This window comes from Pseudomonas sp. R4-84, from assembly GCF_054130985.1.
Map to the genome: position 1 here is coordinate 2,230,771 of NZ_CP096390.1, position 25,499 is coordinate 2,256,269.

Sequence of the window (25,499 nt, forward strand, 5' to 3'; positions counted from 1 at the left end):
TCATGGCGAAGATGGCGATTTTTTTGGGTGGTTTCCTGGCGCTGACGCTGCTGATTGGTGTGCTGGCGACGATCTCGCCTGTTTAAGACAGCTTTTGTGTGGCGAGGGAGCAAGCTCCTTCGCCACACAGCTTTCACTTGAGAAAAAATGCGCGGATCAGCGATGCAAGATCACCTGCGCAATGTCCAGCAACGGCATCACCCGTTGGGCGGCGTTGAGTTTGATCGCTTCCTTGGGCATGCCAAAAACCACGCAACTGGCCTCGTCCTGGGCAACGGTGGCGCTGCCGGCATCGAGCATTTCCTTGAGGCCGCGGGCGCCGTCGTCGCCCATGCCGGTCATGATGATGCCCGTGGCGTTACGGCCGGCGAACTTGGCCACCGAGCGAAACAGCACATCCACCGAAGGGCGATGGCGATTGACCAACGGGCCGTCCACCACTTGCACGTGATAGAACGCGCCGCTGCGGGTCACCATCATGTGCTTGCCGCCGGGGGCGATGAGCGCCAGGCCCGGGTGGATGCGGTCGTTGTTCTTCGCTTCGCGCACTTCGATCTGGCACAGGCTGTTGAGCCGGGCGGCGAATGAGGCGGTGAATTTTTCCGGCATGTGCTGGACGATGACGATGCCCGGGCACACGCGCGGCAGGGCCGTCAGCACCGCCTCCAGGGCCTGGGTGCCGCCGGTGGAGGTGCCCATGGCGACGATGCGTTCGGTGGTCTGGGCCATGGCGTGGCCGTTGGCGGCGGGCAGCATCGCGTCAGCGCTGAGTTTGGCCGCCGGGGTCAGCGGGGCGGCCGGGGCCGGGCGTTTACCCAGGTTGCGGACGTTGACCTGGGCGGCGGCGCGGATGGCCGAGACCAGTTCCGACGCCGAGTCCAGCAAGAAGTTCTTCAGGCCGCTAGTGGGCTTGGTGATGATTTCCACCGCGCCGGCGGCCATGGCTTGCAGCGTGGTTTCCGCGCCCTTGGGCGTCAGGGAAGAACAGATCACCACGGGCGTGGGCCGTTCGCTCATGATCTTTTTCAAAAAGGTAATGCCGTCCATGCGCGGCATTTCCACGTCCAGCACGATCACGTCGGGCCATTCCTTCGCCAGTTTATCCATGGCGAAGATCGGATCGGACGCCGCGCCGATAACGTTGATGTCCGGCGTGTCACTCAGGATCGCCAGTAATACCTGACGGACCACGGCGGAATCGTCCACCAGCAATACATTGATTTTTCTGCCTGGCATGGTTAATTCAAGGTCCTTATCGGTTGGTGCCTGACCCAGACATCGCCATTGCACAGGTCGAAAACAATACTTCGGTAGCCAGTGCTACCCATGTCCTGGGCAATCAGGTCCAGGCGATAGAGGGCGGCCATTTCCAGCGCGGCGTTGACGTTCAACCGCGCCACGTCGCCGAACGCCACGTGGCGTTGCAGCTCGGGAAACATTTCGCCGCCGCCGAACAGCTTGAGCTGGTATTCCTCGGGTTCGGTGCGATGGGCCCGCGCCTGGCGGACGAACAACTCAAAGGCTTCATCGGCGTACATCCCATTCAGCGCCGTGGAGCAGCGTACCCGGTTGGGCAACATGAAGTGGCACATGCCGCCGATCTTGCGCCGTGGATGCCAGAGGGTGATGGCAACGCATGAGCCAAGGATCGTGCGCAGCCGGGTCGGGCAGGTCGCAAAGCGAAACTCCCCAGGCCCCAGATAGACTTCGGCGACTGGCTTTATCGCGGCGTTCATGGCTTGCGATAAATCGAAGGGGCGACCAGCTTTAACGCATCGCAAACGCCGTTGAGGCTCTCCGAATGGCTGACGATGAAATACCCACCGGGCTTGAGCCGGGGGATCAGTCGAGCAACCACTTTGCTTTTGGTGGGCTGGTCGAAATAGATCATCACGTTGCGCAGGAAAATCACATCGAACTCCCCCAACTCCGGAAGCGTGTCGTTGAGATTGACCTGGATGAAGTTGACCCGGTTGCGCAACGCCCGATCGATGAGGAAGGTGCCTTGCTGATTGCCGGTGCCCTTGAGGCAATATTTCACGAGTAACGAATGGGGCAGGTTGCGGGCGCGCTCCATCGGATAGTGCCCGGAACGGGCCTTCGCCAACACTTGCATGCTGATGTCCGAGCCGATGACTTCCCAGGGCGTGGTGCCCAGGCTTTCGGCCAGGGTCATGGCGAGGCTGTAGGGCTCCTCGCCGGACGAGCTGGCCGCGCTCCACAGGCGAAAGGTCTTGCCGGGTGTCGCATGGGGCAGCACGTGATCGCGTAGAAAATCGAAGTGCTTGGGCTCACGAAAAAAGTAGGTTTCGTTGGTCGTGAGCAGGTCCAGCGCCACTTGTAATTCGTCGCTGCGCTGGCCGCTCATGATCAGCTTGAAATACTCGCCGTAGCTGTCCAGCTCATAGTGCTTGAGGCGCTTGAACAGGCGCCCGGCCACCAGGGCTTTCTTGGCCGGCGACAGGTTGATGCCGGCGGCCTGGTACAACCAGGATTGAAACTGGCCGAACTCCCGGTCAGTGAGCGCCATTGAATTCACTGTGCGTTCCTTGCAAGTGTCCGTGCTCATGAGTCTGGCGCTTCCAGTGCGGCGGGGCTGGCTTGGGCGAGTTCGGACATTTCGTCGATGGACAGCACCCGATCCACCTCCAGGACGATGACGAACTTGCCCTCGACCTTCGCCATGCCGCTGATGAAGTCGGCGCGAATTTTCGCGCCGAAGCTCGGTGGCGGTTCGATCTGCGAGGCCGGGATTTCCAGCACCGCCGATACAGTGTCCACCAGCAGCCCGATGTCCTGGGCCAGGCCGTCAGCGCTGGCGGCCTCGATGATCACTACGCAACTGCGGCGGCTGATGGTGGAGTTCGGCCGGCCAAAACGGGCCGACAGATCCACCACCGGCACGACCGCGCCGCGCAGGTTGATCACTCCACGAACGAAGGCCGGCATCATCGGTACGACGGTCAGGTTGCCGTACTCGATGATTTCCTTGATGCACAAGATGCCGATGGCGAACATCTCTGTGCCGAGCATGAACGTCAGGTACTGCGCTTCTTCCTCGACCGCGCTGGCGGTCTGACGTGTGGTCGCGATAGCGCCCATTGCCTTTTCTCCTTTAAGCAAGCCTATGGAACCGAGCCATCAGAACCGGGTGAATTCCGATTCGTCCGGCGCGCTGGCCATGTTGTAGGCAAACGCCTTGGGCATCACCGGTGCCGGCGCCCGGGCCGGTTTACGGCTGGACGGGCCGGGCGTGTTATCGACCCGGGCGACCTGAAGAACGGCCTTGGGCGGCGAGTCCAAGGTGAAGAAACTCATGGCCTGTTGCAGTTGTTCGGCCTGGCTGCTCATCTCTTCGGCGGTGGCGGCCAGCTCTTCGCTGCTGGAGGCGTTCTGCTGGGTCACCTGGTTGAGTTGGGTCATGGCGGTGTTGATCTGCGCCACACCGGCGGCCTGTTCTTCGGACGCGGCGCTGATTTCCTGCACCAGATCCGAGGTCTTGTTGATGGACGGGACCATCTCGTTCAGCAGGTTGCCGGCCTTCTCGGCCATCTCGACGCTGCTGGACGACAGCTCGCCGATCTCCTGTGCCGCGACCTGGCTACGTTCGGCCAGTTTGCGAACTTCGGCAGCGACCACTGCGAAGCCTTTGCCATGTTCCCCAGCGCGGGCCGCTTCGATGGCGGCGTTGAGCGCCAGCAGGTTGGTCTGGTAGGCGATGTCGTCGATGATGCTGATTCGCTGGGCGATTTTCTTCATCGCCACCACGGTCTGCTGCACCGATTCGCCACCGTCGGTGGCTTCCTTGGCAGCCTTGCTGGCCATGCCATCGGTCACCTTGGCGTTTTCGGTGTTCTGGTTGATGCTGGCGCTCATCTGCTCGATGGATGCGCTGGTTTCCTCGACGCTGGCCGCCTGTTCGCTGGTCGCCTGGCTCATCGATTGGGCGGTGGCGCTGACTTCCTCGGAAGCGCTGGCGAGGTTGTCCGCCGCGTTGCGCACTTCACCGATGATGTGCGACAGCTTGCCGACCATGTTCTGCATGGCGTTGAGCACCATGCCGGTTTCGTCCTTGGAACCGCCATCGATTTTCGCGTTCAGGTTGCCCTCGGCCAGTTGCTCGGCCACCACCGCCGCCTGTTTCAACGGACGGGAAATGATGCGTGAGACGAACAGCGCCAATCCCAGGCCCACCAGCAGGGCCGCGACCAGCACGGCGATGATCGACAGGCGTGCGTTTTCATACAAGCGGGTGCCGTGCGCACTGGCGACGTCAGCGCCGGCCGCGTTGAGCTCGACAAGTTTTTGCAAGTCGTTGGTCACCAGGTCGAAGCGATTCTTGGATTCGCCCTTGAGCATCGCCTGGGCTTGCTCGGTCAGGTTCTGCCGGGACAATGCGAGCAGGTCTTTGCTGATTGCAAGGTAAGAAGCCCAGTCACCGCGGGTGGTTTCGAATGCCTGACGATCCTCAGCGCTGGAGAGCAGTTTCTCGTAAGTGCCCAGGCGCGTTTCGAAGGCCTTTTTGGCTTCCTCGGCTTCTTGCTCGAGGGTGACGCGCTCCTGTTCGGAGTCGGCGGCAATATGGCGATTCTCCTTGAGGCGATAGCTCGCCGCAAAAAAGCGCATGCCTGAAGCGGCGCGCATGGACGGCATCCAGTTCTCACGGATATCAAGAGCGGTGCCGTTCACCTGGCCCAGTTGGATGATCGAGAACACGCCCATGACGGCGGTCAGCGCCAACACCACGAGAAATGAAGCGATCAGTTTGGTGGCGATTCTAAGGTCGTAGAACCATTTCATTGGGGAATACCTCTCCATGGAGTGTTGAAGCGTCAGCGAGCGTTGGCTTGTTGTAATGGGGTCGAGTTGTAGCGGTTTTCTATTTGTGCGATCTGGGTGAGCAGGGCCGGTACGTCGAGGATCAACGCCACGGCGCCGCTGCCCAGAATGGTCGAGCCGCTGATGCCGCGCAGTGCGCCGAACAGCTTGCCCAGGGGCTTGATCACGGTCTGGAATTCACCCAACAGGTCATCCACCACCAGCCCGGCCTTGAGTTCGGCGTAGCGCACCACCACCACGTTCTGCCGGCGCGAGGCCGGACCTTCGTGATGAAAGTGATCGCGCAAGTACACCAATGGCAGCACCTCGCCCCGCAGGTCGAGGTAGCCTTGTTCGCGGCTGGCGATGCCATCGTCTTCGCTCAGCTCGATGCATTCCTGGACCATGTCCAGCGGAATGACATAGGTGGACTGGCCGATGCCGACCAGGAATCCGTTGATGATCGCCAGGGTCAGCGGCAGTCGGATGCGCACCACGGTGCCCTTGCCCGGCTGGCTGTCCAGGTCGACCGTGCCGCGCAGCAGCGTGATGTTGCGCTTGACCACGTCCATGCCCACGCCGCGCCCGGACAGGTTGGTGACGGCCTGGGCGGTGGAAAAGCCCGGTTCGAAAATAAGGTTGTAGATTTCCTGGTCGGTCAGGTTCGCGCCCGCTGCGATCAGCCCACGTTCGTGGGCTTTTTCCAGGATGCGGTCGCGGTTCAGGCCGGCGCCGTCGTCGGCGATTTCCAGCACGATGCTGCCCGAGTCGTGGTAAGCGTTGAGGTGCAAATGCCCCTTGGCCGGTTTGCCTGCCGCCAGCCGCGCCTCAGCGGTTTCGATGCCATGGTCCATGGCGTTGCGCAACAGGTGCATCAGCGGGTCGCCGATCTTTTCCACCACGGTCTTGTCCAGCTCGGTTTCCGCGCCGCTGATGATCAGATCGATGTCTTTGTCGAGCTCCTGGCTGACATCGCGCACCACCCGACGAAAGCGGTTGAAGGTCTCGCCGATGGGGATCATGCGCAGGCGCAAGGCGCCGTCGAGAATCTCCTCCACCAGCCCGGATACCGACGAGGTGGCTTCCTGCAATGGGTCGTTCTGGCAGTTACGGGCCAACAGGCTGGCGCCGGCGCTGGCGATCACCAATTCACCGACCAGGTTGATCAGTTCGTCGAGCTTGTCGGCATTGACCCGGACGTACGCGCCGTCCTTGGTTTTACTGTCACTGACCACGGCCTGCTTTTCAGGCGCGACCTGGGCAGGCATGCGCGGGGTCTTGCGTTGGTCCGGCATCAGCTCGCCCGTGGTGACCATGGCGGTGCTTTCGTCGCTCTGTGCCTGGGATGTCGCGACCTCGCCGATGCTTGCCTGGGCCTCGACGTCTTGGGCGACGATTTCGATCGCACAGTCTTCCCGGACGAAATCGAACACTTCATTGATCGCGGTATAACCGGCGGCGGAGCGGAACGCGATGTCGAAGCCCAGGTAGCAGGATTCAGCATCCCAGGTGTCGATGGCCGGCATCGCCTCGGTGAGCGTGGTGATGTCGACGATTTCACCCAGGGTCTGCAAGTAGCGCAGGAACGACAAGGGGTCCATGCCGTTGCGGAACACGTCCTGGCCGAAGCGCAGGGAGATGTGCCAGAGGCACGCTTCGGCTGAGCCGGTTGGCTCGGCTTGGGTTTCCCGATCCGGTTCGGTCGCGGTCGGGGGCGCCTGGTACTCCTGCAGGAGCTGGCACAGTTCCATTTCCCGCGCCAGGGCAGGGGGCTGCAACGTCGAGCCCTGGTTGGCGACCACGTCGATCAATTCGAGCATGTGGTCGCCGGACTTGAGCAGCACCGCGATCAAGCCAGGGTCCACCGCGACGCTGCCCTCGCGCAGGCGATCGAGCACGTCCTCGACGATGTGGGTAAAGCTGACGATCGGCTCCAGGCCGAACAGTCCAGCCGACCCTTTGATCGTATGGGCCGCTCGGAAGATCGCGCCGATGGCGTCATCGTCGCCGGGGTCGTTTTCCAATTGCAGCAACGATTCTTCCATCGCCTGCAGTTGTTCACGGGCCTCGACGATGAAGGTTTGTTGTGCCTGATCGAGATTGATGCTCACGCTCATATCCTTTGTCGTGTCCGACGTGTTGCAAAGGGACTACGCAACCAGGTTGCACAGCGCCAGTGTTTCGGTGACGGCTTTGCTTGGGTCGGCCACCGTCAGTTGGGTCCCGGCCTTGGGCGCCTCGCGCTGAACCATCAGCAGCAATTGCAGGCCGGCGCCATCCATATCGGTGATCTGCGACAGGTCCAGCACCATGGCGGGCGTGGCCCCCAACCGTGGCAGCAATTGCGCGGCCAGGTCGGCGGCGGTGTAGATCGTCAGCTCGCCGTCGATCTGCACCTGCGCGGTGTCATTTTCTACTTCGTACAGCAGCGGCATTGAAGCCTCCAGCCATCAGGGAAGAATCAGCTTGGACACCGCCGCCAGCATCTGCGCTGGCTGGAACGGCTTGACCACCCAGGCCTTGGCGCCTGCGGCCTGGCCCTCTTGCTTCTTCGATTCCTGGGACTCGGTGGTGAGCATGATGATCGGCGTGAACTTGTAGCTGGCCAGTTTCTTGACCTCCTTGACGAAGGTGATGCCGTCCATGTTCGGCATGTTCACGTCGCTTATGATCAGGTGCACTTTCTGGCCGTTGAGCTTGCCCAGTGCATCCTTGCCATCGCTGGCCTCGATCACGTCGTAGCCGGCACTTTTCAACGCGATGCCGACGACCTGCCGAACGCTCGCGGAGTCGTCGACAACCAATACATTTTTCGCCATGAGGGGCTCCTAAAAGAAGGTTATTTCCTGTGAAGTCTGTTGCGCGGCCGAGTCGCCGTGATGGTTGCGGCGTTGCTCGTCGGTGGCGTAGGTGGTTTCCATGCGCGCCAGCCATTGGCGGGCGTCGATGGAGATGGCCTGTTCGGGCGACTGGCTGGCTTGCTGCATGTGCACATGCAGGTCCTCGATGTTGTCGCGCACGTGGCTGAGGATCTGGCTGACCCGATCCTGGAATTGCAGGCTGACCAGCACTTGGGTGAGTTCGTCTCGAATACCGAAACTCTCCCGTTGCAACATGTCGGCCGAATCGGCGAGGCGGCCGGTGACGCTCTGGAAGCGTTCGAGCACGCGTTGGATGCTGCCTTCGGACACGGCCACGGACTGGCTGTCCTGGTCGGCGCCGCTGGAAGCCGCCTGCACCAATTGGGTGATGGCGGTGTTGATGACATCGACCTTGGCCGACATCTGTTGGCCGGTCTCGCTGGACTTGCTCGACAGGGCCCGCACGGCATCTGCCACTACCGCAAAACCGCGTCCGGCTTCGCCTGCGCGGGCGGCTTCGATGGCGGCGTTGAGGGCCAGCAGGTTGGTCTGGGCGGCAATCGCAGCGACATCCGCGGCCATGGTCCGCAACTCGCCAGTGTAGGCCGTCAGGTTGCGCACTTGGGCCAAGGTTTCATCACGGCTGGCCTGGGTGCACTTCAGCGAATCGATCACCTTCACCAGTTCGCCTTCGCTCTGCGCCAGCACCTGGACGGCACCGCCACCACCACTGCCCGCCAACTCGCCAGCGGCCAGTTGCGAGGCTTGTACGGTTTCTTCGAGACGCGAGGAAATGCCGGTGAAGCGGCTGGTCAACGAGACGATCGCGGTTTCTGTCTGCTGCCGTGAGCTTTCGACTTGCTTGGCCCAGATCGGCATCGCGCCGAGGATCACTTCGTTGAGTTGCGCGCTGCTTTTGTGAGCGCCATGGTCGGCGGCTTGCAGTTCATGATGGGCGATGGCCGCTGCGGCCACCTTGTCCAATTGCAGGCGCTGCGAGCGCGCGCCCCAGATACCGGCACCCACGCCAAGGACCAGAAGCACAGCACTGAAACCGATGTTTTGAGCGCTCGTGCCATTGAGTACCAGCAGCCCTGCGCCGGCGATGATGGCAACGATCAAGGCGTGCCAGGAGGTGTGCGTCTGGGATGTGGCAAGGGAATGGTCGTGGGAATACGACATCATGGTTCGGTCCTTGAACAGTATTGCTGACAGGATATTTGCGAATAACTGGTTATCTGCAAAGTCGACCCGGTCTTGAGGACCAGTCGTCCGGTTTTGGAAAAAAAGTGGCACATTGCTATCGCAGAATAGACGAGATCCTGGAAATGTCGAGGTGGCCTGACCTGTGGAAGAAATCACGATGAACCTCAACAGTGTTCGTCAGATCATTCTGTGAAACACAATGAAAGGATTGAGCTAAATTACCCGCACCAGTTTTCGAACCTGCCATCGAGCCCTCATGCCCACCCAGCCTCTCTGGAAAACCTACCTGCTGTTCTTGGCCCCCATGGTCTTGTCCAATTTCCTGCAATCGATGTCCGGTACGCTCAATAGCATCTACATCGGCCAAATGCTCGGCACCCAGGCCCTGGCGGCGGTGTCGGGGATGTTTCCCATCGTGTTTTTCTTCATCGCGTTGGTGATTGGCCTGGGCGCGGGGGCAGGGGTCTTGATCGGGCAGGCCTACGGCGCCGGCGAGACGGGAACCGTGAAGGCGATTGCCGGCTCGACGCTGCTGCTGGGGACAATCATCGGACTGACGGCGGCAATCCTCGGCAGTGTTTTTGCCCGCGAGGGGCTGCAAGGCCTCGGAACGCCCGCCGACGTGCTGGAGGATGCGGTGTCGTATGCGCGGGTGATGATGTGGATCCTCCCGATGCTGCTGGTGTTTGTGCTTTTCACCCAGCTATTGCGTGGTGTCAGCGATACCGTTTCGCCGTTGCTGGCGTTGCTGGTGTCCACCAGCGTTGGGATGGCGCTGACGCCGGCGTTGATCCGGGGCTGGCTGGGGTTGCCGCAGATGGGCATCCAGAGCGCGGCGCTGGCGGGGCTGGTGGGCACCGCGTCGGCGATGGCGATGCTGGCGTGGCGCCTGAATCGACGGGCCCATGCCTTGGCGCCGGATCGGGCGCTGTTCGCGGCGATGCGCCTGGACAGGGATATCCTCGGCAAAGTGCTGCGCATCGGCCTGCCCACCGGATTGCAGATGGTGGTGATCTCGCTATCGGAGTTGGTCATCCTGGCCCTGGTCAATCGCCACGGGTCCCAAGCCACGGCCGCCTATGGCGCGGTGACGCAGATTGTCAGTTACGTGCAGTTCCCGGCGCTGTCGATTGCCATCACCGCGTCGATCCTCGGCGCCCAGGCCATCGGCGCCGGACGCCTGGAACGCCTGGGGCCGATCCTGCGCACCGGGATGCTGATCAACGTCTGGTTGACCGGTGGGCTGGTGCTGCTGGGGTACCTGTTGTCCCGCTGGTTGCTGGGCCTGTTCATCACCGACCCGGCGGCGCGGGTCCAGGCCGAGCACCTGTTGCACATCATGCTATGGAGCCTTTTGGTGTTCGGCTTCCAGGCCATCATCGGTGGCATCATGCGCGCCAGCGGCACGGTGCTGATGCCGGTGGCGATCTCGATTTTCTGCATCATCGGCGTGCAAGTTCCGGTCGCCTACCTGCTGGACGCACACTTCGGCCTGCAAGGGGTGTGGATGGCGTTTCCGGTGGCTTACCTGAGCATGCTGTTGCTGCAGACGCTGTATTACAAACGGGTCTGGCAGCACCAGCGGATCGAGCGGTTGGTGTAACCGGCCCGACATGGAACCCTTGGGGGGCAAGCTCGCTCCCACAGGGTTAGTCACCTTTTCCGATTTACGAGGATCCCGATGTCCGCAGAACTCCCCACCGTCGCCTACCGTGCCTTCCTCTTCGACATGGACGGCACGCTGCTCAATTCCGTCGCCGCCACCGAGCGGATCTGGACCCGCTGGGCCATGCGCCATGGCCTGGACGTGGCTAAATTCCTGCCGACTATCCATGGCGTGCGCGCCGTCGACACCGTTGCCCGCCAGAACCTGCCAGGAGTGGATGCCCAGGCCGAGGCCGCGCAGCTCACCATCGAAGAAATCGAGGACGTGGAAGGGGTGGTCGAGGTGCCCGGTGCGCTGGGCTTTCTCAAGAGCCTGCCGCCGACGCAATGGGCGATTGTCACCTCGGCGCCGATGGCCTTGGCTTTGCGTCGCATGGAAGCGGCCGGGATTCCGCTCCCCGACGTGATGGTGACCGCCGAGGACGTGAGCGCCGGCAAGCCGAATCCAGCGTGCTACCTATTGGCCGCACAACGCTTGCAAGTTGCTCCGCGGGAATGCCTGGTGTTCGAGGACGCAGAAGCCGGAATCAAGGCTGGCGAGGCGGCGGGCATGGACGTGATGGTAGTGACGGCCACGCATACGCACCCGGTGGTGACGGTGCATTCGCAGATCGCGGATTACCGTGGGCTGAGCATTGTGGTGGACGATGGATTGATACGCGTCTCAAACCAACGCTAGCCCCTGTGGGAGCGAGCTCGCTCCCACATTTTTAACCTCAGCGATTTCGGGATCAGGTCACTACCCGATAGCACGGCACATACGCCGCGCCGCCCGGCAGTTTCATCCGGTGTTGCGCGACAAAGGCCTGGAGCAGGCGATCCAGCGGTTCCATGATCGCGGGATCACCATGGATCTCGTACGGGCCGTGTTCTTCGATCAGGCGGATGCCCTTGTCCTTCACGTTCCCGGCCACGATCCCCGAAAATGCCCGGCGCAGGTTGGCGGCCAGTTCGTGGGAGGGCAGGTCGCGGCTCAAGCCCAGGCTGGCCATGTTGGCGTGGGTAGGGTCGAACGGGCGTTGGAAACCTTCGTCGATTTTCAGCAGCCAGTTGAAATGAAAGGCGTCGTTGCGCTCGCGGCGGAACTGCTTCACTTCTTTGAGCCCCTGGGTCATCTGCCGCGCCACTTCGGCCGGGTCGTCGATGATGATCTGGTAGTGCTTCTGCGCGGCTTCGCCCAAGGTCGCGCCGACGAACGCGTGCAACTGCTCGAAATACGGCGTAGCGCTTTTAGGCCCGGTGAGGATCACCGGGAACGGCAGGTCCTGGTTGGCCGGGTGCATGAGAATGCCCAGCAGGTAGAGAAATTCTTCCGCCGTACCGGCGCCGCCCGGGAAGATGATGATGCCGTGGCCGACGCGCACGAAGGCTTCCAGACGCTTTTCGATATCCGGCAGGATCACCAGTTCATTGACGATCGGGTTCGGTGCCTCCGCGGCAATGATGCCCGGCTCCGTCAGGCCCAGGTAGCGGCCACCCTGGATGCGCTGCTTGGCGTGGGCGATGGTGGCGCCTTTCATCGGGCCTTTCATCACGCCGGGACCGCAGCCGGTGCAGATGTCCAGGCTGCGCAGGCCCAGTTCGTGGCCGACTTTCTTGGTGTACTTGTATTCTTCGGTGTTGATCGAGTGGCCACCCCAGCACACGACGATTTTCGGTTCCACTCCAGGGCGCAAGGTGCGGGCGTTGCGCAGCAGGTGGAACACGTAGTCGCTGATACCCTGTGACGAGCTCAGGTCGATGCGCTGGCTGTCCAGCTCGTTCTCGGTGTAGACGATGTCGCGCAGGGCGCTGAAGAGCATTTCCCGGGTGCTGGCGATCATCTCGCCGTCGACGAACGCATCGGCCGGCGCGTTCAGCAGCTCCAGGCGTACACCACGGTCCTGTTGGTGGATGCGGATCTCGAAGTCCTTGTAGGCTTCCAGGATGGTCTTGGCGTTATCGACATGGGCGCCGGTGTTGAGAATCGCCAGGGCGCACTGGCGGAAAAGATCGTAGATGCTGCCGGAACCGGCTTCGCTCAGTTGCTGCACTTCGCGCTGGGACAAAGTCTCCAGGCTGCCCTTGGGGCTTACCGAAGCGTTGATTACATGTCTTTGAGTCATTCAGCTTTCCTTGAAAACGATGCCGCTCGCACGACGGCGGCATCTTGAAAAAAACGTCCACGCAGGAAGATCGCACGATCCTTGCGGTATCGCCATGGACTTTGATCCGGATCCATCGGGTCGGTTGCAACACAAAATGAGCCCCAGCATAGCTAAATCGACCGGGCAGGCGATAATGCGCGAGTCTTTTCACGCCATACAAGGAAATTGCGACGCGATGTTCGAGATCAAACCGTGGGACGCCGCCGACTACCGGCAACAGACCCGTCGCAGCACCCTCATCGTGGCCGTGGTGTTCCTGGCGCTGGCAATGCTGTTGTCCAGCCTGGCGGTGATGCTGTTCGGTACACCCGGGGGCGATAATTTTCGCTTCAATGTCGGCGGCGTTTTCGCTGCCGTGCTGGTGATGGTCGGGCTGATGCGCGGCTATTTCTGGTCGCAGCCGTGGATGGCCGCTGCGGTGTATGGCTGGCAGCTCAAGCGCAGCCTGATGAGCGTCACCAACGTGATGCACCAGGTAAAGGCCGGTGTGCAGGCCCGGGATCCGGCAGCGATGAAGCTACTGCGTTTCTATCACCTGGGCCTGGCCCAGATGCACCGGCTGGATGCCAATTCCAGCGACCACGCCTCGTTGGTCCGTGAGGCCGACGAGCATCTGGAAAACATGCAGGCGCTGGGCCTGGATTCAGAGCAATCACGCCTGGACCCGGCCTGGATAGACTCGGTCAAACAGGCCTACGGCGAGCGCCGCTAACGGCCGCTCATCGGTTGCCTCGGGAAAAAAATAAACCCCGGTCTTCCAATGCCTTTCTCATGAGCAGTCATGGAAAGGAGAGTCGAGATGACTGGAAAGATGGTTCATGGAACCTGGGCCCTGTTGTGTGTGGCTACAGTGGGATTGGCGGGCTGCGCGGGCGGTAACAGCCACTCACCGGTAGACGCGCCAGGCGCCGCGAAAAGCCCAACCACCGCGACGCTGGAAGCGGGGGCCGGGATCATGCAGAACAAACCCCCTTTGCAAGCGTTGGATACCTACCTGGACGGCTTTCATTTTTATAACGGCCGGATGTCCGGGCAAATGGAAGCGCACCATTACTGCACGGCACTGAACGAAGAAGTGTTCCAGTGCGCCATCTTCGATGCCAACAGCGCCAAGGCCAAATTGATGGGCGTGGAATACATCATCAGTAAGCGCCTGTTCGAAAGCTTGCCCGCCGCCGAAAAGCAGCTGTGGCACAGCCATGTGCATGAGGTGAAGTCTGGACAACTGGTCGCGCCGGGCATTCCGGAGGTGGCGGAAACCCGCTTGATGAAGAACCTGGTCAGCACTTACGGCAAGACCTGGCACACCTGGCACACCGAGCAGGGCAACGCTCTGCCTTACGGCGTTCCGCAGTTGATGATGGGGTTCACCGCCGATGGGCAAATCGATCCGCAATTGGTGCGCGAACGCGACCGCCGGATGGGCATCGACAGCGAAGCGAAGAAACACGCCCGCGAATCGATCAGCGCACCGGACATCGATCCTGGCGCAGATGCGTGGCGCAAAGGGCAGGTGTGGCAGATAAAGGATCCGACGGGGCATACCCATTAAAGTCATTTGAACAAATGCTTTGTGGCGAGGAGGCTAGCTCCCGCTGGGTTGCGAAGCGGCCCAGGGCAATCAACCTGGATATATATGTTTTGTTAATACGAGTTGGGCTGCTGTGCAGCCCATCGGGAGCAAACTCCCTCGCCACGGGGGCAGAGAGTTGAAAACAAAGGTTATATACACTACGGCTGTTTGAAATGCCCCGGAACATCATATTCCGTTTCGTTTGGCTTGGTTCTTTTCTGAACTTGAACATCGCTGATCTTGACGCTCTTTAATTCAGTAAAGGACACTCGCAAGAGTGCCTCGGCTTCTTCGGTGGTAAGCGTCTCGGTGTCGCCCGCCAATACCCGGCTATCGGGTTGGCCGTCAGCGATGAAACTGACGATGAATCGATCCTGGCTCATTCGTTACCTCGACAAGTCAAGCGCCAGGACGCAGCAGAGCTGCGCCCCAACGGTTCTCGGGTTACGACTTCCTGCCGCCGCCGTGGCTGCGTTCGCCACCTTTGCGGCCTGCTTCAGAGGCTTTTTCCCGATCATTTGCAAAATTGCCGCCGGAAGCGTGTCCGCCTTTCTTGCCGGCTTCGGATGCTTTCTCACGGTCGTTTGCGAAGTTACCTGGATTTTTGTTTCCGCTATTAGCCATTTCGAGAATCCTCATTTTGGTTAAGCGAGTAAAACGTGCCTCGCAGTATTGTGAAAGAAAACGGCGGATGGAAGTTTAGAAAAAACGTTTCGCTGGCGACGAACGGTAGTGAGTTGAAAAGTGTTGCTGAAAAAACTTATACAGCCGTTTCGCTTGAGCTTATACAACATCGAAAAGATTAATTAACAAAGCGGCGGCAAATGATATTTATTCATCGAATAACTCAGTCCTCACCGCCGCTCACTTTCCAATGCTTGGCTTCGGGTGGAAACACCACTTGTTCAACCCTGTGGGCAATGCCAAAGGCCAGTGAGTTTTCCGCCGGGATCACACGCTCCTCGGCGCACAGGCACTTGAAGATATCCAGTTGCGTGGCGGCACCGGCGGTTTCCTTGACGTAGATTTCCACATACCGCGCCACGTCGTTGTCCAGGCTGGACAGGTATTCGCGCAAGCGCGAGTGATCCACCGACTTCTGGCCGAAATACCAATTCATCGGGTGGATCAGGAAGCGCGAGTGGGGTGTGGTGGTGCGGTCGCTGGCGGCCAGGTACATGACGATGCCCATCGACTCGATGTTGCCGGCGTTCACGGCGCGCACCGGCACGGGAAGAGACTTGATGAAGGTGTAGAGGGTGAAACCGAAGTTCGTGCTACCGCCGACCGTAGAGAGGTTGAGCATCAGCGAGTCGGCGCCTTTTTCAATGGCTTCCAGGCAATTGTCCCGAAAGCGCTCGGTGGTTCCTTGATCGATCTGGCAATGGAAATGGACGATGTGTTCGGACATCTGAAACTCCTCTCGACTTACGCGTTGACGAGTCTGCGGATCAGCGGCTCTGTACAGTTGGGAGTCCGCCGGCTGTCGGATGTTCCACTTCCGTCACTCGCTTATCGAGGCCCGCAGCGCTCGATTGCTTCGGTCAACAGGCTTGGACGGCTTGGGCCATGCGCTGCAGGAACATCGTCAGCGCAGCTTCTTGGGCACTCAGGCCTTTGCGAACCCGGGGCTTGGGCAGTTCGTGCAGGACGCCGCGCATGAAACCTTCCACAACGGCGGGGTGGATATAGCATTTACGACAGACGGCGGGCGTGTTGCCCAACTGTCGGGCGACCTGCCTGACCATCTCGGCCACGTGCCGCTTGGCCTCGGTTTCGGTTTCCCACTGCAGTGTGCGCAGGCCGTCCAGCGCCGCCGCGCTGCCTGCCCAGGTGCGGTAGTCCTTGGCGGTGAAATCGGCGCCGGTGAGGGTCTTGAGGTAGGCGTTGATATCCGAAGAAGTGATGGCGTGGCGCTCGCCGTTTTCATCCAGGTACTGGAACAGGTTCTGCCCGGGCATTTCCTGGCAGCGCTTGACGATCCGCGCCAGGCGCCGGTCCTTCACGGTGATCTGGTGTTCGATGCCGCTCTTGCCCCGGAACTGGAAAGCGATGGCGCTGCCATTGACCGCGACATGCTTGTTGCGCAGGGTGGTCAGGCCGTAGGAGCGGTTGTCCCGGGCGTATTGCGTATTGCCGACGCGAATAAGGGTGACGTCGAGCAAGGTGATGACCGTCGCCATGACTTTGTCGCGGCTGAAGCCGGGGGTGGCGAGGATCTCTTCCAGGCGTTTGCGCAGCCGGGGCAGGGTGCGGCCGAATTCCAGCATGCGTGAATACTTGTCGGCATCGCGCACTTCGCGCCAGCGCGTGTGATAACGGTACTGCTTGCGCCCACGGGCATCGCGCCCGGTGGCTTGGAGGTGGCCGCGCGGGTCGCAGCAGATCCAGACGTCGGTGTAGGCCGGCGGAACGGCCAGGGAATTGATGCGTTGGATTTCGGCCGCGTCAGTGATGCGCTGGCCCGAAGGATCGAAATAGCAGAATTTGCCTCGCAGTTTCCTGCGGGTGATGCCCGGCGCAGTGTCATCGACATAGTGCAAGTCGGCCGGGAGTGCATCGGGCAGCGGGGTGTCGGGCATGGTTGATCCTTGGCGATGAATTCAAATGGCCTGTGAACTCATTGACCTCTGCCCGTTGCGGTCGTGCCGAGATTCTCATGTCACTTGGGACGCTTGTGTGCTGGCCCTACAGGCGCGAAGGCTACGCCAACACCGCCACCGCCTTGATCTGCGCCCACACGATCTGTCCGGGATGCAGCTTCAACTGATCGCGCGAATACCGAGTGATCCGCGCCAGCAGCGGTGTGCCGGCGGCCTCCACGCGGATCAGCACATGGGCGGCATTGTCGCCGGCCAGTTCGCTGACGACCGACACTGGCAGGCGATTGAGGATGCTGGTCTGCCCGTCGTTCGCCAGGCTCAGGCTGACGTCCCGGGCCTGGACCTTGAAGCGCAGCGGCTGCCCGACCGCCAGCGCCGTGTGGGCAACCCGCACGTTCAACTGGCTGTCGGGCAGGGTCAGGGTGAGCAACTGATAGTCCGGGTCGTAGCCGGCGACTTTTCCGTTGATCACCACGCCTGCGTCATCCCCCAACGCCAATGGCAGGTCGAGCCGGGCGAGGGTCTCGCCGATTGGCCCGCTGGCCAAGGCCCGCCCAGCGTCCAGCACCACGATATGATCGGCCAGCCGCGCCACTTCGTCCTGGGAATGGCTGACGTACAGCACCGGGATATCCAGCTCATCGTGGAGCCGTTGCAGGTAAGGCAGGATCTCGTTTTTGCGGCGTGTATCGAGGGCGGCCAGAGGCTCGTCCATCAGCAGCAGGCGCGGGCTGGTCAGCAAGGCGCGGGCGATGCCGACGCGCTGGCGTTCGCCACCGGAAAGGTTGTGGGGTTGCCTGTCGAGGAGATGGCCGATGCCGAGCAGTTCCGTCGCGTGGTTGATGTCCACGCGCCGTTGCGCCGCGGCAACGCGCTTGAGGCCGAACAGAAGATTGTCGCGCACCAACAGGTGATCGAACAGGCTCGCCTCCTGGAAAACGTACCCCAGCGCTCGCTTGTGAGGCGGGACGAACACCTCACGCTCACTGTCTTGCCAGACCTCGCCATTGACCTCGACGAAACCCCGCGTCGGTCGGTCCAGCCCGGCCATGCAGCGCAGGCAGGTGGTCTTGCCGGATCCGGACTCGCCGTACAGCGCCGTCACCCCACGGCCGGGCAATTGCAGGTCCAGGTCCAGGGAAAAATCGCCACGGTCGAGTTGAAACCTCGCCTCGATCATCGATCAGCTCCAACCGGCGCGAGTTCGGCGGCTAGAGTACAGCGCCAGCAGCACCAGGAAAGAAAACACCAGCATCGCCGCCGCCAGCCAATGGGCCTGGCTGTACTCAAGGGCTTCGACGTGGTCGTAGATTTGCACCGACACCACCCGGGTCTTCTCGGGGATGTTGCCGCCGATCATCAACACCACGCCAAACTCACCCACCGTGTGGGCGAAGCCGAGGATTGCGGCGGTGATGAAACCCGGTCGGGCCAAAGGCAGGATGACGCTGAAAAAGGTATCCCACGGCCCGGCCCGCAGGGTGGCGGCGACTTCCAAAGGACGACTGCCGATAGCGGAAAAGGCGTTTTGCAGCGGCTGCACCACGAAGGGCATTGAGTAGATCACCGAGCCAATCACCAGTCCGGTAAAGCTGAAGGTGAGGGTGCCCAGCCCGAGGGCTTGGGTGAATTGGCCGATCCAGCCGTTGGGTCCCAGCGCCAGCAGCAGATAGAAGCCAATCACGGTCGGCGGCAGTACCAGCGGCAGGGCGACCACCGCACCCACCGGGCCGCGAAGCCGCGATTGGGTGCGCGACAGCCACAGGGCGATGGGCGTGCCGATGAAAAGCAGGATCACCGTGGTCAGCGACGCCAGTTTCAGGGTCAGCCAGATGGCGGCGTAATCGGCGTCGGTCAGTGGCATCAGCGTTGGTAACCGTAGGCCTGGATGATGGCGGCGGCTTTCGTGCCCTTCAGATAGCTCATCAATGCCTGGGCGGCGGGGTTGCCCCGTCCCTTTGCCAGGATCACCGCGTCCTGCTTGATCGGATCATGCAGTTCGCCCGGGACAACCCACGCGGAACCGCTTGTCAGCTTGCCGTCCTTGAACACCTGGGACAGGGCCACGAAACCCAGTTCGGCATTGCCCGTGGAAACGAACTGATAGGCCTGGGTGATGTTCTGGCCCTCGACGATCTTGCCCTTGACCTGATGGGTGAGCCCCAGCTTTTCCAGCACCTGTGTGGCGGCCAGGCCATACGGCGCGGTTTTCGGATTGGCAATGGACAGGTGTTGGAAGGCATTGTCCCGCAGGACTTGCCCCTTGGCGTCGACGTAATCGGTCTTGGCCGACCACAACGCCAACGTGCCGATGGCGTAGGTAAAGCGCGAGCCCTGGACGGTGTCGCCTTCGCTGTCCAGCCTCGCCGGCGTGGTGTCGTCGGCAGCCAGGAACACCTCGAATGGCGCGCCGTTCTTGATCTGGGTATAGAACTGCCCGGTCGCGCCGTAGGCGGCAATCAGTTTATGCCCGGTGTCCTTCTCGAAGCTGGCGGCGATGGCCTGGATCGGGGCGGTGAAGTTGGACGCGACGGCGACTTGCACTTCATCGGCTTGGGCGGCGTTGATACAAAAGCAAGTAGCAAGCAGCAGGGCGAGTGGGGTCAGGCGCATGGGCAGGGTTCCGTCGAAATGGGTTCGCTATATAGCGGAATATATAGCGAAAGGCTGACAAACGGAACGTGGCATTTTGTCAGAAGTCAGCGGTGGCAGGGCTGCCGTCATCGCGAGCAAGCTCGCTCCCACAGGATTTCGGGATGAATGCATGATTGATATTCACACTGGACCCCTGTGGGAGCGAGCTTGCTCGCGATAGCGTCCGGTCAAGCGCCGGAGACTGTCAGGCTAGCGCTCAGCCCTTGAACCGAGCCAGAGCCTCCTCAGCCAGGCGCCGCGTCAGCTCGCCACTGGGCAGCTCCCGCCCCAGGGGAAACGCCTGGCCGGCCCAAAGGTTGGCGAAGTCGGCTTCATCCTTCGCGCGAAGGGGCATCAACGCGCCGCCCGCCAGCGGAAATGCTGGCGCCAGTGGGCTCATCGGGCCGACCTCGCGCATCACCCGGTTGACGATCCCTCGGGCCGGCCGACCGGTGAACAGGTTGGTGATTGCAGTCTGGCTTTCCTTGGCCGTGCGCAACGCCCGGTGATGGGAAGGCGTGATCTTCGCTTCCGGGGTAAACAGGTAGGCGCTGCCCAGCTGCACCGCCGACGCACCCAGGGCAAATGCGGAGACGATGCCCCGCGCATCGCCGATACCGCCGGCGGCAATCACCGGCACGGTCACCGCGTCCACGACTTGCGGCAGCAAGGCGAACAGGCCCACCTGAGTATCGAGGTCGTCGCTGAGGAACATCCCTCGATGACCGCCGGCTTCATAACCCATGGCAATGATCGCGTCGCAGCCGTGTCGCTCGAGCCAGATCGCTTCTTCCACGGTTGTGGCCGAAGAGAGGACTTTCGCCCCGGTGGCCTTGACCCGATCGAGCAACGATTTTTCCGGCAGGCCGAAGTGGAAGCTGACCACCTTGGGTCGCATCTCTTCCAGCACCCGGCAGGCCGTATCGTCGAACGGCGTGCGATTGGATACGGGCATCGGCGCGTCGAAATCCACCCCCAGCTCTTCGTAATAAGGCTTGAGGCGCTGTTTCCAGGCCTCGGCCCGTTGTTCGTCGAAGGCGGGCGGCTGATGGCTGAAAAAATTGACGTTGAACGGCTTGTCGGTCTGCTCGGCGATGGTCGTCAGTGCCTGGCGCAGTTGCTCCACGTCGAGCATCGCCGCGGGCATCGAGCCCAGTCCGCCGGCATTGCAAGTGGCGACCACCATCGCCGGACCGGTCACCCCGGCCAGCGGCCCCTGGATGATGGGATGCTCGATGCCGAGCAGGTCAAGAATGCGGGTGTCTGGCCACTGACTCATGTTCGGGTGTCTCCGACGGCAGAAGGAAACGGTGTTTTTAGCAGGTGTGACCCGGCCAGGGCCAGTCGAGTTTTTCAATCGCTGCCCGGGTTTGATACCAACGGCGGGATGGGTACCATGGGACACCACTTATCAAGGAGCCGAACCCATGGACGTGAAACTCAAGACCGTCGAACCTTTCACGGTCGCCGGTTTGCAGGTACGCACCCGCAACGCCGAGGAGCAACAGGGCGATACGGCGAAAATCGGCCCGATGTGGCAGCAATTCTTCACCGAAGGGTTGTTTGAGCGAGTTCCGGCGCGGCAGTCGGAGTCGTTCGTCTACGGTGTGTACTCCGGCTACGAGTCCGATGCCACCGGCTACTTCAATGTGACGGCGGGCGTACAGGTCGACGCCACGAGCGCAGGCTACCCCGCCGTGGAAGTCGAGGGCGGGGATTACCTGGTGTTCTCGGCCAAGGGCGAAATGCCTGATTGCGTGATCCAGACCTGGGGGCTGATCTGGGCGTACTTCGCCGACAATCCGCAGGCCGTGCGCCGGTTCACCACCGATTTCGAGGTCTATAACGCACCCGACTCGGTGGCGATCTATATCGGTGTTCAATCCTCGGGCGAGCGTTCCAGCGCCAACAGCTGACGCTTGCGCTCAACGCCCCAGCGGTAGCCCGACAGGTTGCCGTCGCTGCGCACCACTCGATGGCAGGGGATCGCCACGGCGAGGCTATTGGCGCCGCAGGCCTGGGCCACCGCGCGCACCGCTTTGGGCATGCCGATGCGCTGGGCGATTTCGGCATAGCTGGCGGTGCTGCCGGGCGCGATCTCTCGCAGGGCTTGCCAGACCCGTTCCTGGAACGCCGTGCCACGCAAGTCCAGTGGCAGGTCCAGGCCCAGGGCCGGTGCCTCGATGAAGCCCACCACTTGGGCAATCAGTTGCTCGAATTCCCGATCGGCACCGATGAGGTTGGCGCGGCGGAACTTGTCTTGCAGGTCACGCAGCAGCGCATCCGGGTCGTCCCCCAGCAGGATCGCGCACACGCCACGCTCGCTTTGCGCCACCAGGATCGCTCCCAGGGAACACTGGCCGAGGGCGAAGCGAATATCGGTGTTCAGCCCGGCGGCGCGATACTCGCCAGGTTTCATACCCAGGACTTTGTCGGCGGCTTCATAGAAGCGGCTGTTGGAACCGAAGCCTGCGTCGTAAAGCGCTTCGGTCACCGTTCCGGCGTCGGCCAGGCGTTCGCGCACTTTGCGCGAGCGATGGGCGGCGCCGTAGGCCTTGGGGGTCAGGCCGGTGATCGACTTGAAGACGCGATGAAAATGGAAGGGACTCAGGCCGGCGCTTTGTGCCAGTTCATTCAAGCCTGGCAGTTGCTCGGCCGCCTCGATCTGCCGGCAGGCCGCCGCCACCCGCGCCGCTTGTTGCGCGGCGATCTGGGTCTGGTCCCTGGCCATCCGTTTGCTGGGACGATAACCGGCTGCCTGGGCCTGTTCCGGCGTGTCGAAGAATTCGACATTGCGCGGGTTGGGCAGGCGCGACAGGCTGCTGGGGTGGCAATAGATGCCGGTGGTCTTCACGCCGTAGACAAAGGTGCCATCGGCGCGCGGATCCCGGGCGAGTACGGCGGCCCAGCGAGGGTCCTGATCAGGGGCGAGCGTACTTGAAGTGCTGTTCATGGTCGTGATTCCTTTGGCCCGTTTTGGCTAGATTACTGAGCCATCCAGGTGACGACACTCCGGGTCTTGCGGTTGAATTCTGCATTGTCATCCGGCCATGCGGAACGTCATGTTGATGCGTTGGGCGCCCAGACGTGTATGTTGTCCCGGCTTGAGCGGCAGCACGCCGTGGTAGCGCAACCGGTCCACGCCGCCCCAGATTGCGATGTCGCCATGAAACAACGGAATGCGCTGGCTTTTGTCGCTGCGCTCGAATCCACCAAACTGGAATGTCGCCGGCAGGCCAAGGGAAAGCGAGACGACGGGGGCCGTCAGGGAGCGCTCGTTCTTGTCCTGGTGCAGCGACATCCGCGCGCCGGGCACGTAGCGGTTGATCAGGCAGGCATCGGGCTCGAAGTGCTCGAAGCCCGCTTGCCGGGCGGCGGCCTGGGCCAGCTCGCGAAACACTGGCGGCATGGCGGGCCAGGGATCGCCTGTCTGTGGATCATGGGCGGTGTAGCGATAGCCGCTGCGGTCGGTGGTCCAGCCGAGTGCGCCGCAACTGGTCAGGGCCACCGACATGGTAAAGCCACCGGGCGTGACCATCTGCCGGAACGGTGCGGCCTGCAAGACTGTTTCCAGCGCTGGCAACAAACGGTCGAGCCAGGGCAGGGCAAACCCGCGTAGCACGAAGGATTGCTGGCCGATCTGTTCGACCTGGCCAGGCGTGGTGGGCGCCTGGTCGGCGAACAGGTCGAGAGTGACGGGGGTGTCGTCATTGCGCATCATGAAAAATGATCCCGAGTGTATGCCGGCGACCGCTGTGTACACGGCTGACGCCATGGCGCAAGTTAACCCGATAATACCCGCGAACGCCTTTGACCGGCCGCTGGTGTACGGCGAACACCACGGCGTCGCCTCGTTTCAAGTCGATGACTTGGGGGCGTGACTGCATGCGCGGGCGTTGCTCGGTGAGGACGAACTCGCCCCCGGTAAAGTCGTCTCCCGGTTCCGACAGCAGGATGGCTACCTGTAGCGGGAACACCTGTTCGCCATAAAGGTCCTGGTGCAGGCAGTTGTAATCCTGCGGGCCGTATTGGAGGAGCAACGGTGTGGGACGCTGCTGCCCGGCGGCATGGCAACGGCGGATGAAATCCGTGTGCTTGTCGGGGTATCGCGTTTCCAGGCCCATGCAATCGTTCCAGCGATTAGCCACTGGGACCAGCATCGGATAGAGCGACTGGCGCAATTGCTGGACGATCTCAGGCAGCGGATAAGCGAAATACTGGTACTCACCGCGCCCGAAACCGTGGCGCCCCATTACTACCCGCGAACGAAAAACCCCGGCGTCCTCATACAAGCCGCTCAACTGCCGGCATTGTACGGTCGGCAGCAGGTTGCGAATGATCGCGCAGCCGTCCTCATCGAGGCTATCCACCATGGTGGGCCAATCGAGGTGGGGGAGGTGTTGGGTCAATAGAGGCGTTGAGGACATGATTGCAATCCTGGATAAAAGGACTGTTCAGCCTGAAGAGTGCAGCGCTGCCGGGCACTCCGATTCTTGCGATGTGAAGCGCTTTTTGTAGAAAGGGAGCAAGCTCCCTCACCACAAAAAGCCAGCTGGCAGGCTTCAGAGTGCCTTGCTGACCTTGAGGTCGGTGATCTGATCATCGGTCTCGCCATGCAACTTTTGCAGCGCGACCAGCGCTTCTTCCTCGGTGCCGGTCTCCAGTTGCGCGAACTCGAAGCGGCGCTCGCCGTTGAGTTTGTACTTGATAACGTATTTGGTTGTCTGGGCCACGGTTTTACCTATCTTGGACGGGGGGCTCAACTCAGCTTCGAACTGGAGCGCCGGATGATCTTGATCTTGTGGGTCAGGGTCGGCTTGCGGGTAACGCTGATGGCGCGACGGTTGACGGTGTCGATGGTGATATTCCAGAAGCCGGTGCTGGGGGCCGTGATCCTGGCCGGGAACGTGTCGAACGCGCCGCCGTGGTAGGTGTGGCGGCCACCATTCTTGAAGCTACGGAAATTGGCGTCGTTCATCAAACGGATGTTGCACATTTGGGAGCATTCGATCACGACGATATCGTCTTCGTTGAGGTGCTCGCGCTGGTGGATGAATTTCATGGGCGCCTCCAGAAGGGCATTTCTTGCAAATCAGGACAGTAAGATGAAGCAATGATAATGGAGGGCAGTTTATCAGCACCGCGGGTTAATATCCGGCCCCTGTCCTGGGTGTCATTCATTTCTCAGGCGGGGGCGAATAAAAAATGAGAGGACGTTGGAGAAAATCGACGTTTGCATTGTCGGAGGGTCTTTATTGGAGGATTCATATGAAGCGCAGCGTGTGGGTATTGGCCTTGGCCTTGGGTGGATGTGCATCGGTATCGGACATCAACCAGACGCCGCCCACCATGAGCGTCATCTCCGGCAAGAAACCTCATGAATACGCCAAGTGCGTTGCCGACAAGCTTCTGGAGAGCCGTGGCCCGCTGCAAATGGAGCCGCATAAGAATGGCGTGCGGGTGATCGTCCCCGGCAAGCTGTCGGCGCTACCGGCCGCGGTGTTCGACATCGACGAACGCTCCAGCGGCTCCAGCATCAAGCTGCACGAAAGCCTCTCCAACGTACCGGTGCGCCCGGGCGACGTTCAGGACGCGGCCAACGCTTGTATTTCCGGTTAAGCAGGGCCCGTCCTTTATTTACAGACGACCACCACGCTGCGGCTGGTGAAGTTGCCCACGTCCACACCGAGGGTCTTTTCGCTGTCGTTGGCCTGTGGCGTGCCATCCGTGCCGACGATGCGGTAGCCCGTACCGGCGCAGGAAGCTTCCGCTTTCTCGTAACACGTCGCCCAGGAATTGGCTTCGCCTGAACAGTCGATGGCCAAGCCTTGTTCACCGGTATCCAGATAGGTTTTTTCGGCTGAGGCACAGCCTGCCAGGGCCAGAACTGCAAACAGCGCCAGGATTGTCTTCATGGGGGGGTTGTCATCAGGATGGGGAGGAATGGCGCGAGATTATAGCGAATGGCCATTCCGGTACAGCTAAACCCGCG

The 25,499-nt window shown here is 61.5% G+C and carries 30 protein-coding genes; 6 read left to right on the forward strand and 24 right to left on the reverse strand.

The window, feature by feature from the left end; translation table 11 throughout:
• Positions 1-156: 156 nt before the first annotated feature.
• The 9 genes from M1D68_RS10355 to M1D68_RS10395 are packed head-to-tail and all read right to left on the reverse strand — an operon-like array spanning position 157 to position 8,864.
• Positions 157-1,236 (reverse strand): protein-glutamate methylesterase/protein-glutamine glutaminase, encoded by a 1,080-nt coding sequence (locus tag M1D68_RS10355; protein ID WP_434563591.1) that lies wholly within the window; start codon positions 1,234-1,236, stop codon positions 157-159.
• Between the two features lie 2 nt (positions 1,237-1,238).
• Positions 1,239-1,736, reverse strand: a complete 498-nt coding sequence (gene cheD, locus M1D68_RS10360; RefSeq protein WP_434563593.1) for a chemoreceptor glutamine deamidase CheD — start codon at positions 1,734-1,736, stop codon at positions 1,239-1,241.
• Complete coding sequence (locus tag M1D68_RS10365) at positions 1,733-2,569, reverse strand: CheR family methyltransferase (protein ID WP_420767691.1); 837 nt, start codon at positions 2,567-2,569, stop codon at positions 1,733-1,735. The genes cheD and M1D68_RS10365 overlap by 4 nt, the downstream gene beginning before the upstream one ends.
• Positions 2,566-3,102, reverse strand: coding sequence for a chemotaxis protein CheW (locus tag M1D68_RS10370; RefSeq protein WP_420767692.1), 537 nt, complete (start codon positions 3,100-3,102; stop codon positions 2,566-2,568). The genes M1D68_RS10365 and M1D68_RS10370 overlap by 4 nt, the downstream gene beginning before the upstream one ends.
• A gap of 39 nt (positions 3,103-3,141) precedes the next feature.
• Positions 3,142-4,800: a methyl-accepting chemotaxis protein gene (locus tag M1D68_RS10375; protein WP_457970235.1), complete on the reverse strand. Its 1,659-nt coding sequence runs from the start codon at positions 4,798-4,800 to the stop codon at positions 3,142-3,144.
• Between the two features lie 32 nt (positions 4,801-4,832).
• Positions 4,833-6,929 (reverse strand): chemotaxis protein CheA, encoded by a 2,097-nt coding sequence (locus M1D68_RS10380; protein ID WP_457970237.1) that lies wholly within the window; start codon positions 6,927-6,929, stop codon positions 4,833-4,835.
• A gap of 39 nt (positions 6,930-6,968) precedes the next feature.
• Positions 6,969-7,253, reverse strand: a complete 285-nt coding sequence (locus tag M1D68_RS10385; protein WP_457970239.1) for an STAS domain-containing protein — start codon at positions 7,251-7,253, stop codon at positions 6,969-6,971.
• Positions 7,254-7,268: 15 nt separating this feature from the next.
• Positions 7,269-7,637: a response regulator gene (locus tag M1D68_RS10390; protein WP_003180343.1), complete on the reverse strand. Its 369-nt coding sequence runs from the start codon at positions 7,635-7,637 to the stop codon at positions 7,269-7,271.
• Positions 7,638-7,646: 9 nt separating this feature from the next.
• A complete protein-coding gene (locus tag M1D68_RS10395; protein ID WP_457970240.1) occupies positions 7,647-8,864 on the reverse strand; it encodes a methyl-accepting chemotaxis protein in 1,218 nt (405 codons plus the stop codon).
• Positions 8,865-9,141: 277 nt separating this feature from the next.
• Here M1D68_RS10395 and M1D68_RS10400 point away from each other — a divergent pair, with 277 nt between their 5' ends.
• Both M1D68_RS10400 and M1D68_RS10405 read left to right on the forward strand, forming a co-directional pair.
• Positions 9,142-10,488 (forward strand): MATE family efflux transporter, encoded by a 1,347-nt coding sequence (locus M1D68_RS10400; protein ID WP_457970242.1) that lies wholly within the window; start codon positions 9,142-9,144, stop codon positions 10,486-10,488.
• A 78-nt stretch (positions 10,489-10,566) separates the two neighbouring features.
• Positions 10,567-11,229, forward strand: coding sequence for an HAD family hydrolase (locus M1D68_RS10405; protein WP_457970244.1), 663 nt, complete (start codon positions 10,567-10,569; stop codon positions 11,227-11,229).
• Positions 11,230-11,281: 52 nt separating this feature from the next.
• Here M1D68_RS10405 and ppnN read toward each other — a convergent pair whose 3' ends face one another.
• Positions 11,282-12,655, reverse strand: coding sequence for a nucleotide 5'-monophosphate nucleosidase PpnN (gene ppnN, locus M1D68_RS10410; protein WP_420767699.1), 1,374 nt, complete (start codon positions 12,653-12,655; stop codon positions 11,282-11,284).
• Between the two features lie 217 nt (positions 12,656-12,872).
• On the opposite strand from ppnN, the gene M1D68_RS10415 reads away from it, so the two are divergent.
• Positions 12,873-13,409, forward strand: a complete 537-nt coding sequence (locus tag M1D68_RS10415; protein ID WP_434610951.1) for a DUF3087 family protein — start codon at positions 12,873-12,875, stop codon at positions 13,407-13,409.
• Between the two features lie 87 nt (positions 13,410-13,496).
• Positions 13,497-14,249 carry an OBAP family protein gene (locus tag M1D68_RS10420; RefSeq protein WP_434563607.1) on the forward strand — a complete coding sequence of 251 codons (753 nt, stop codon included), beginning with the start codon at positions 13,497-13,499 and terminating at the stop codon, positions 14,247-14,249.
• Positions 14,250-14,428: 179 nt separating this feature from the next.
• Here the strand turns inward: M1D68_RS10420 and M1D68_RS10425 are convergent, their stop codons facing one another.
• The 8 genes from M1D68_RS10425 to M1D68_RS10460 all read right to left on the reverse strand — a co-directional run bounded on the left by M1D68_RS10425 (position 14,429) and on the right by M1D68_RS10460 (position 20,786).
• The gene (locus tag M1D68_RS10425; RefSeq protein WP_457970246.1) at positions 14,429-14,653 is read right to left on the reverse strand and encodes a hypothetical protein; all 225 of its coding nucleotides are present in this window, start codon (positions 14,651-14,653) and stop codon (positions 14,429-14,431) included.
• A gap of 61 nt (positions 14,654-14,714) precedes the next feature.
• Complete coding sequence (locus tag M1D68_RS10430; protein WP_003182983.1) at positions 14,715-14,894, reverse strand: con-10 family general stress protein; 180 nt, start codon at positions 14,892-14,894, stop codon at positions 14,715-14,717.
• A 223-nt stretch (positions 14,895-15,117) separates the two neighbouring features.
• Complete coding sequence (locus M1D68_RS10435; protein WP_030142235.1) at positions 15,118-15,681, reverse strand: ATP-dependent Clp protease proteolytic subunit; 564 nt, start codon at positions 15,679-15,681, stop codon at positions 15,118-15,120.
• Positions 15,682-15,814: 133 nt separating this feature from the next.
• A complete protein-coding gene (locus M1D68_RS10440; protein WP_457970247.1) occupies positions 15,815-16,852 on the reverse strand; it encodes a DNA topoisomerase IB in 1,038 nt (345 codons plus the stop codon).
• A gap of 121 nt (positions 16,853-16,973) precedes the next feature.
• Complete coding sequence (modC, locus tag M1D68_RS10445) at positions 16,974-18,053, reverse strand: molybdenum ABC transporter ATP-binding protein (protein ID WP_457970249.1); 1,080 nt, start codon at positions 18,051-18,053, stop codon at positions 16,974-16,976.
• Between the two features lie 3 nt (positions 18,054-18,056).
• Positions 18,057-18,737, reverse strand: coding sequence for a molybdate ABC transporter permease subunit (gene modB, locus M1D68_RS10450; protein ID WP_420767705.1), 681 nt, complete (start codon positions 18,735-18,737; stop codon positions 18,057-18,059).
• Positions 18,737-19,486 carry a molybdate ABC transporter substrate-binding protein gene (gene modA / locus M1D68_RS10455; protein ID WP_457970251.1) on the reverse strand — a complete coding sequence of 250 codons (750 nt, stop codon included), beginning with the start codon at positions 19,484-19,486 and terminating at the stop codon, positions 18,737-18,739. Before modA ends, modB begins: the two co-directional genes overlap by 1 nt.
• A 238-nt stretch (positions 19,487-19,724) precedes the next feature.
• On the reverse strand, positions 19,725-20,786 hold the full coding sequence (locus M1D68_RS10460; protein ID WP_457970253.1) for an NAD(P)H-dependent flavin oxidoreductase: 1,062 nt from the start codon (positions 20,784-20,786) through the stop codon (positions 19,725-19,727).
• Positions 20,787-20,934: 148 nt separating this feature from the next.
• Between M1D68_RS10460 and M1D68_RS10465 the strand changes: the two genes are divergently transcribed.
• Entirely contained in the window at positions 20,935-21,423 is a 489-nt protein-coding gene (locus M1D68_RS10465) for a GyrI-like domain-containing protein (protein WP_420767708.1), read from the forward strand.
• Here M1D68_RS10465 and ada read toward each other — a convergent pair.
• The 5 genes from ada to M1D68_RS10490 all read right to left on the reverse strand — a co-directional run bounded on the left by ada (position 21,387) and on the right by M1D68_RS10490 (position 24,569).
• Positions 21,387-22,460, reverse strand: coding sequence for a bifunctional DNA-binding transcriptional regulator/O6-methylguanine-DNA methyltransferase Ada (gene ada, locus M1D68_RS10470; RefSeq protein ID WP_420767709.1), 1,074 nt, complete (start codon positions 22,458-22,460; stop codon positions 21,387-21,389). The genes M1D68_RS10465 and ada overlap by 37 nt on opposite strands.
• An 87-nt stretch (positions 22,461-22,547) precedes the next feature.
• Positions 22,548-23,228: a DNA oxidative demethylase AlkB gene (alkB, locus tag M1D68_RS10475; protein ID WP_420767710.1), complete on the reverse strand. Its 681-nt coding sequence runs from the start codon at positions 23,226-23,228 to the stop codon at positions 22,548-22,550.
• Positions 23,215-23,934: a 2OG-Fe(II) oxygenase gene (locus M1D68_RS10480; protein ID WP_457970256.1), complete on the reverse strand. Its 720-nt coding sequence runs from the start codon at positions 23,932-23,934 to the stop codon at positions 23,215-23,217. Before M1D68_RS10480 ends, alkB begins: the two co-directional genes overlap by 14 nt.
• 135 nt (positions 23,935-24,069) lie before the next feature.
• The gene (locus M1D68_RS10485) at positions 24,070-24,240 is read right to left on the reverse strand and encodes a hypothetical protein (protein ID WP_457970257.1); all 171 of its coding nucleotides are present in this window, start codon (positions 24,238-24,240) and stop codon (positions 24,070-24,072) included.
• A 26-nt stretch (positions 24,241-24,266) separates the two neighbouring features.
• Positions 24,267-24,569 carry a DUF1883 domain-containing protein gene (locus M1D68_RS10490; protein WP_003182962.1) on the reverse strand — a complete coding sequence of 101 codons (303 nt, stop codon included), beginning with the start codon at positions 24,567-24,569 and terminating at the stop codon, positions 24,267-24,269.
• Positions 24,570-24,775: 206 nt separating this feature from the next.
• On the opposite strand from M1D68_RS10490, the gene M1D68_RS10495 reads away from it, so the two are divergent.
• A complete protein-coding gene (locus M1D68_RS10495; protein ID WP_420767713.1) occupies positions 24,776-25,126 on the forward strand; it encodes a hypothetical protein in 351 nt (116 codons plus the stop codon).
• Positions 25,127-25,140: 14 nt separating this feature from the next.
• On the opposite strand, the gene M1D68_RS10500 is transcribed toward M1D68_RS10495, so the two are convergent.
• Positions 25,141-25,422, reverse strand: coding sequence for a hypothetical protein (locus M1D68_RS10500; protein WP_420767714.1), 282 nt, complete (start codon positions 25,420-25,422; stop codon positions 25,141-25,143).
• Between the last annotated feature and the right edge of the window lie 77 nt (positions 25,423-25,499).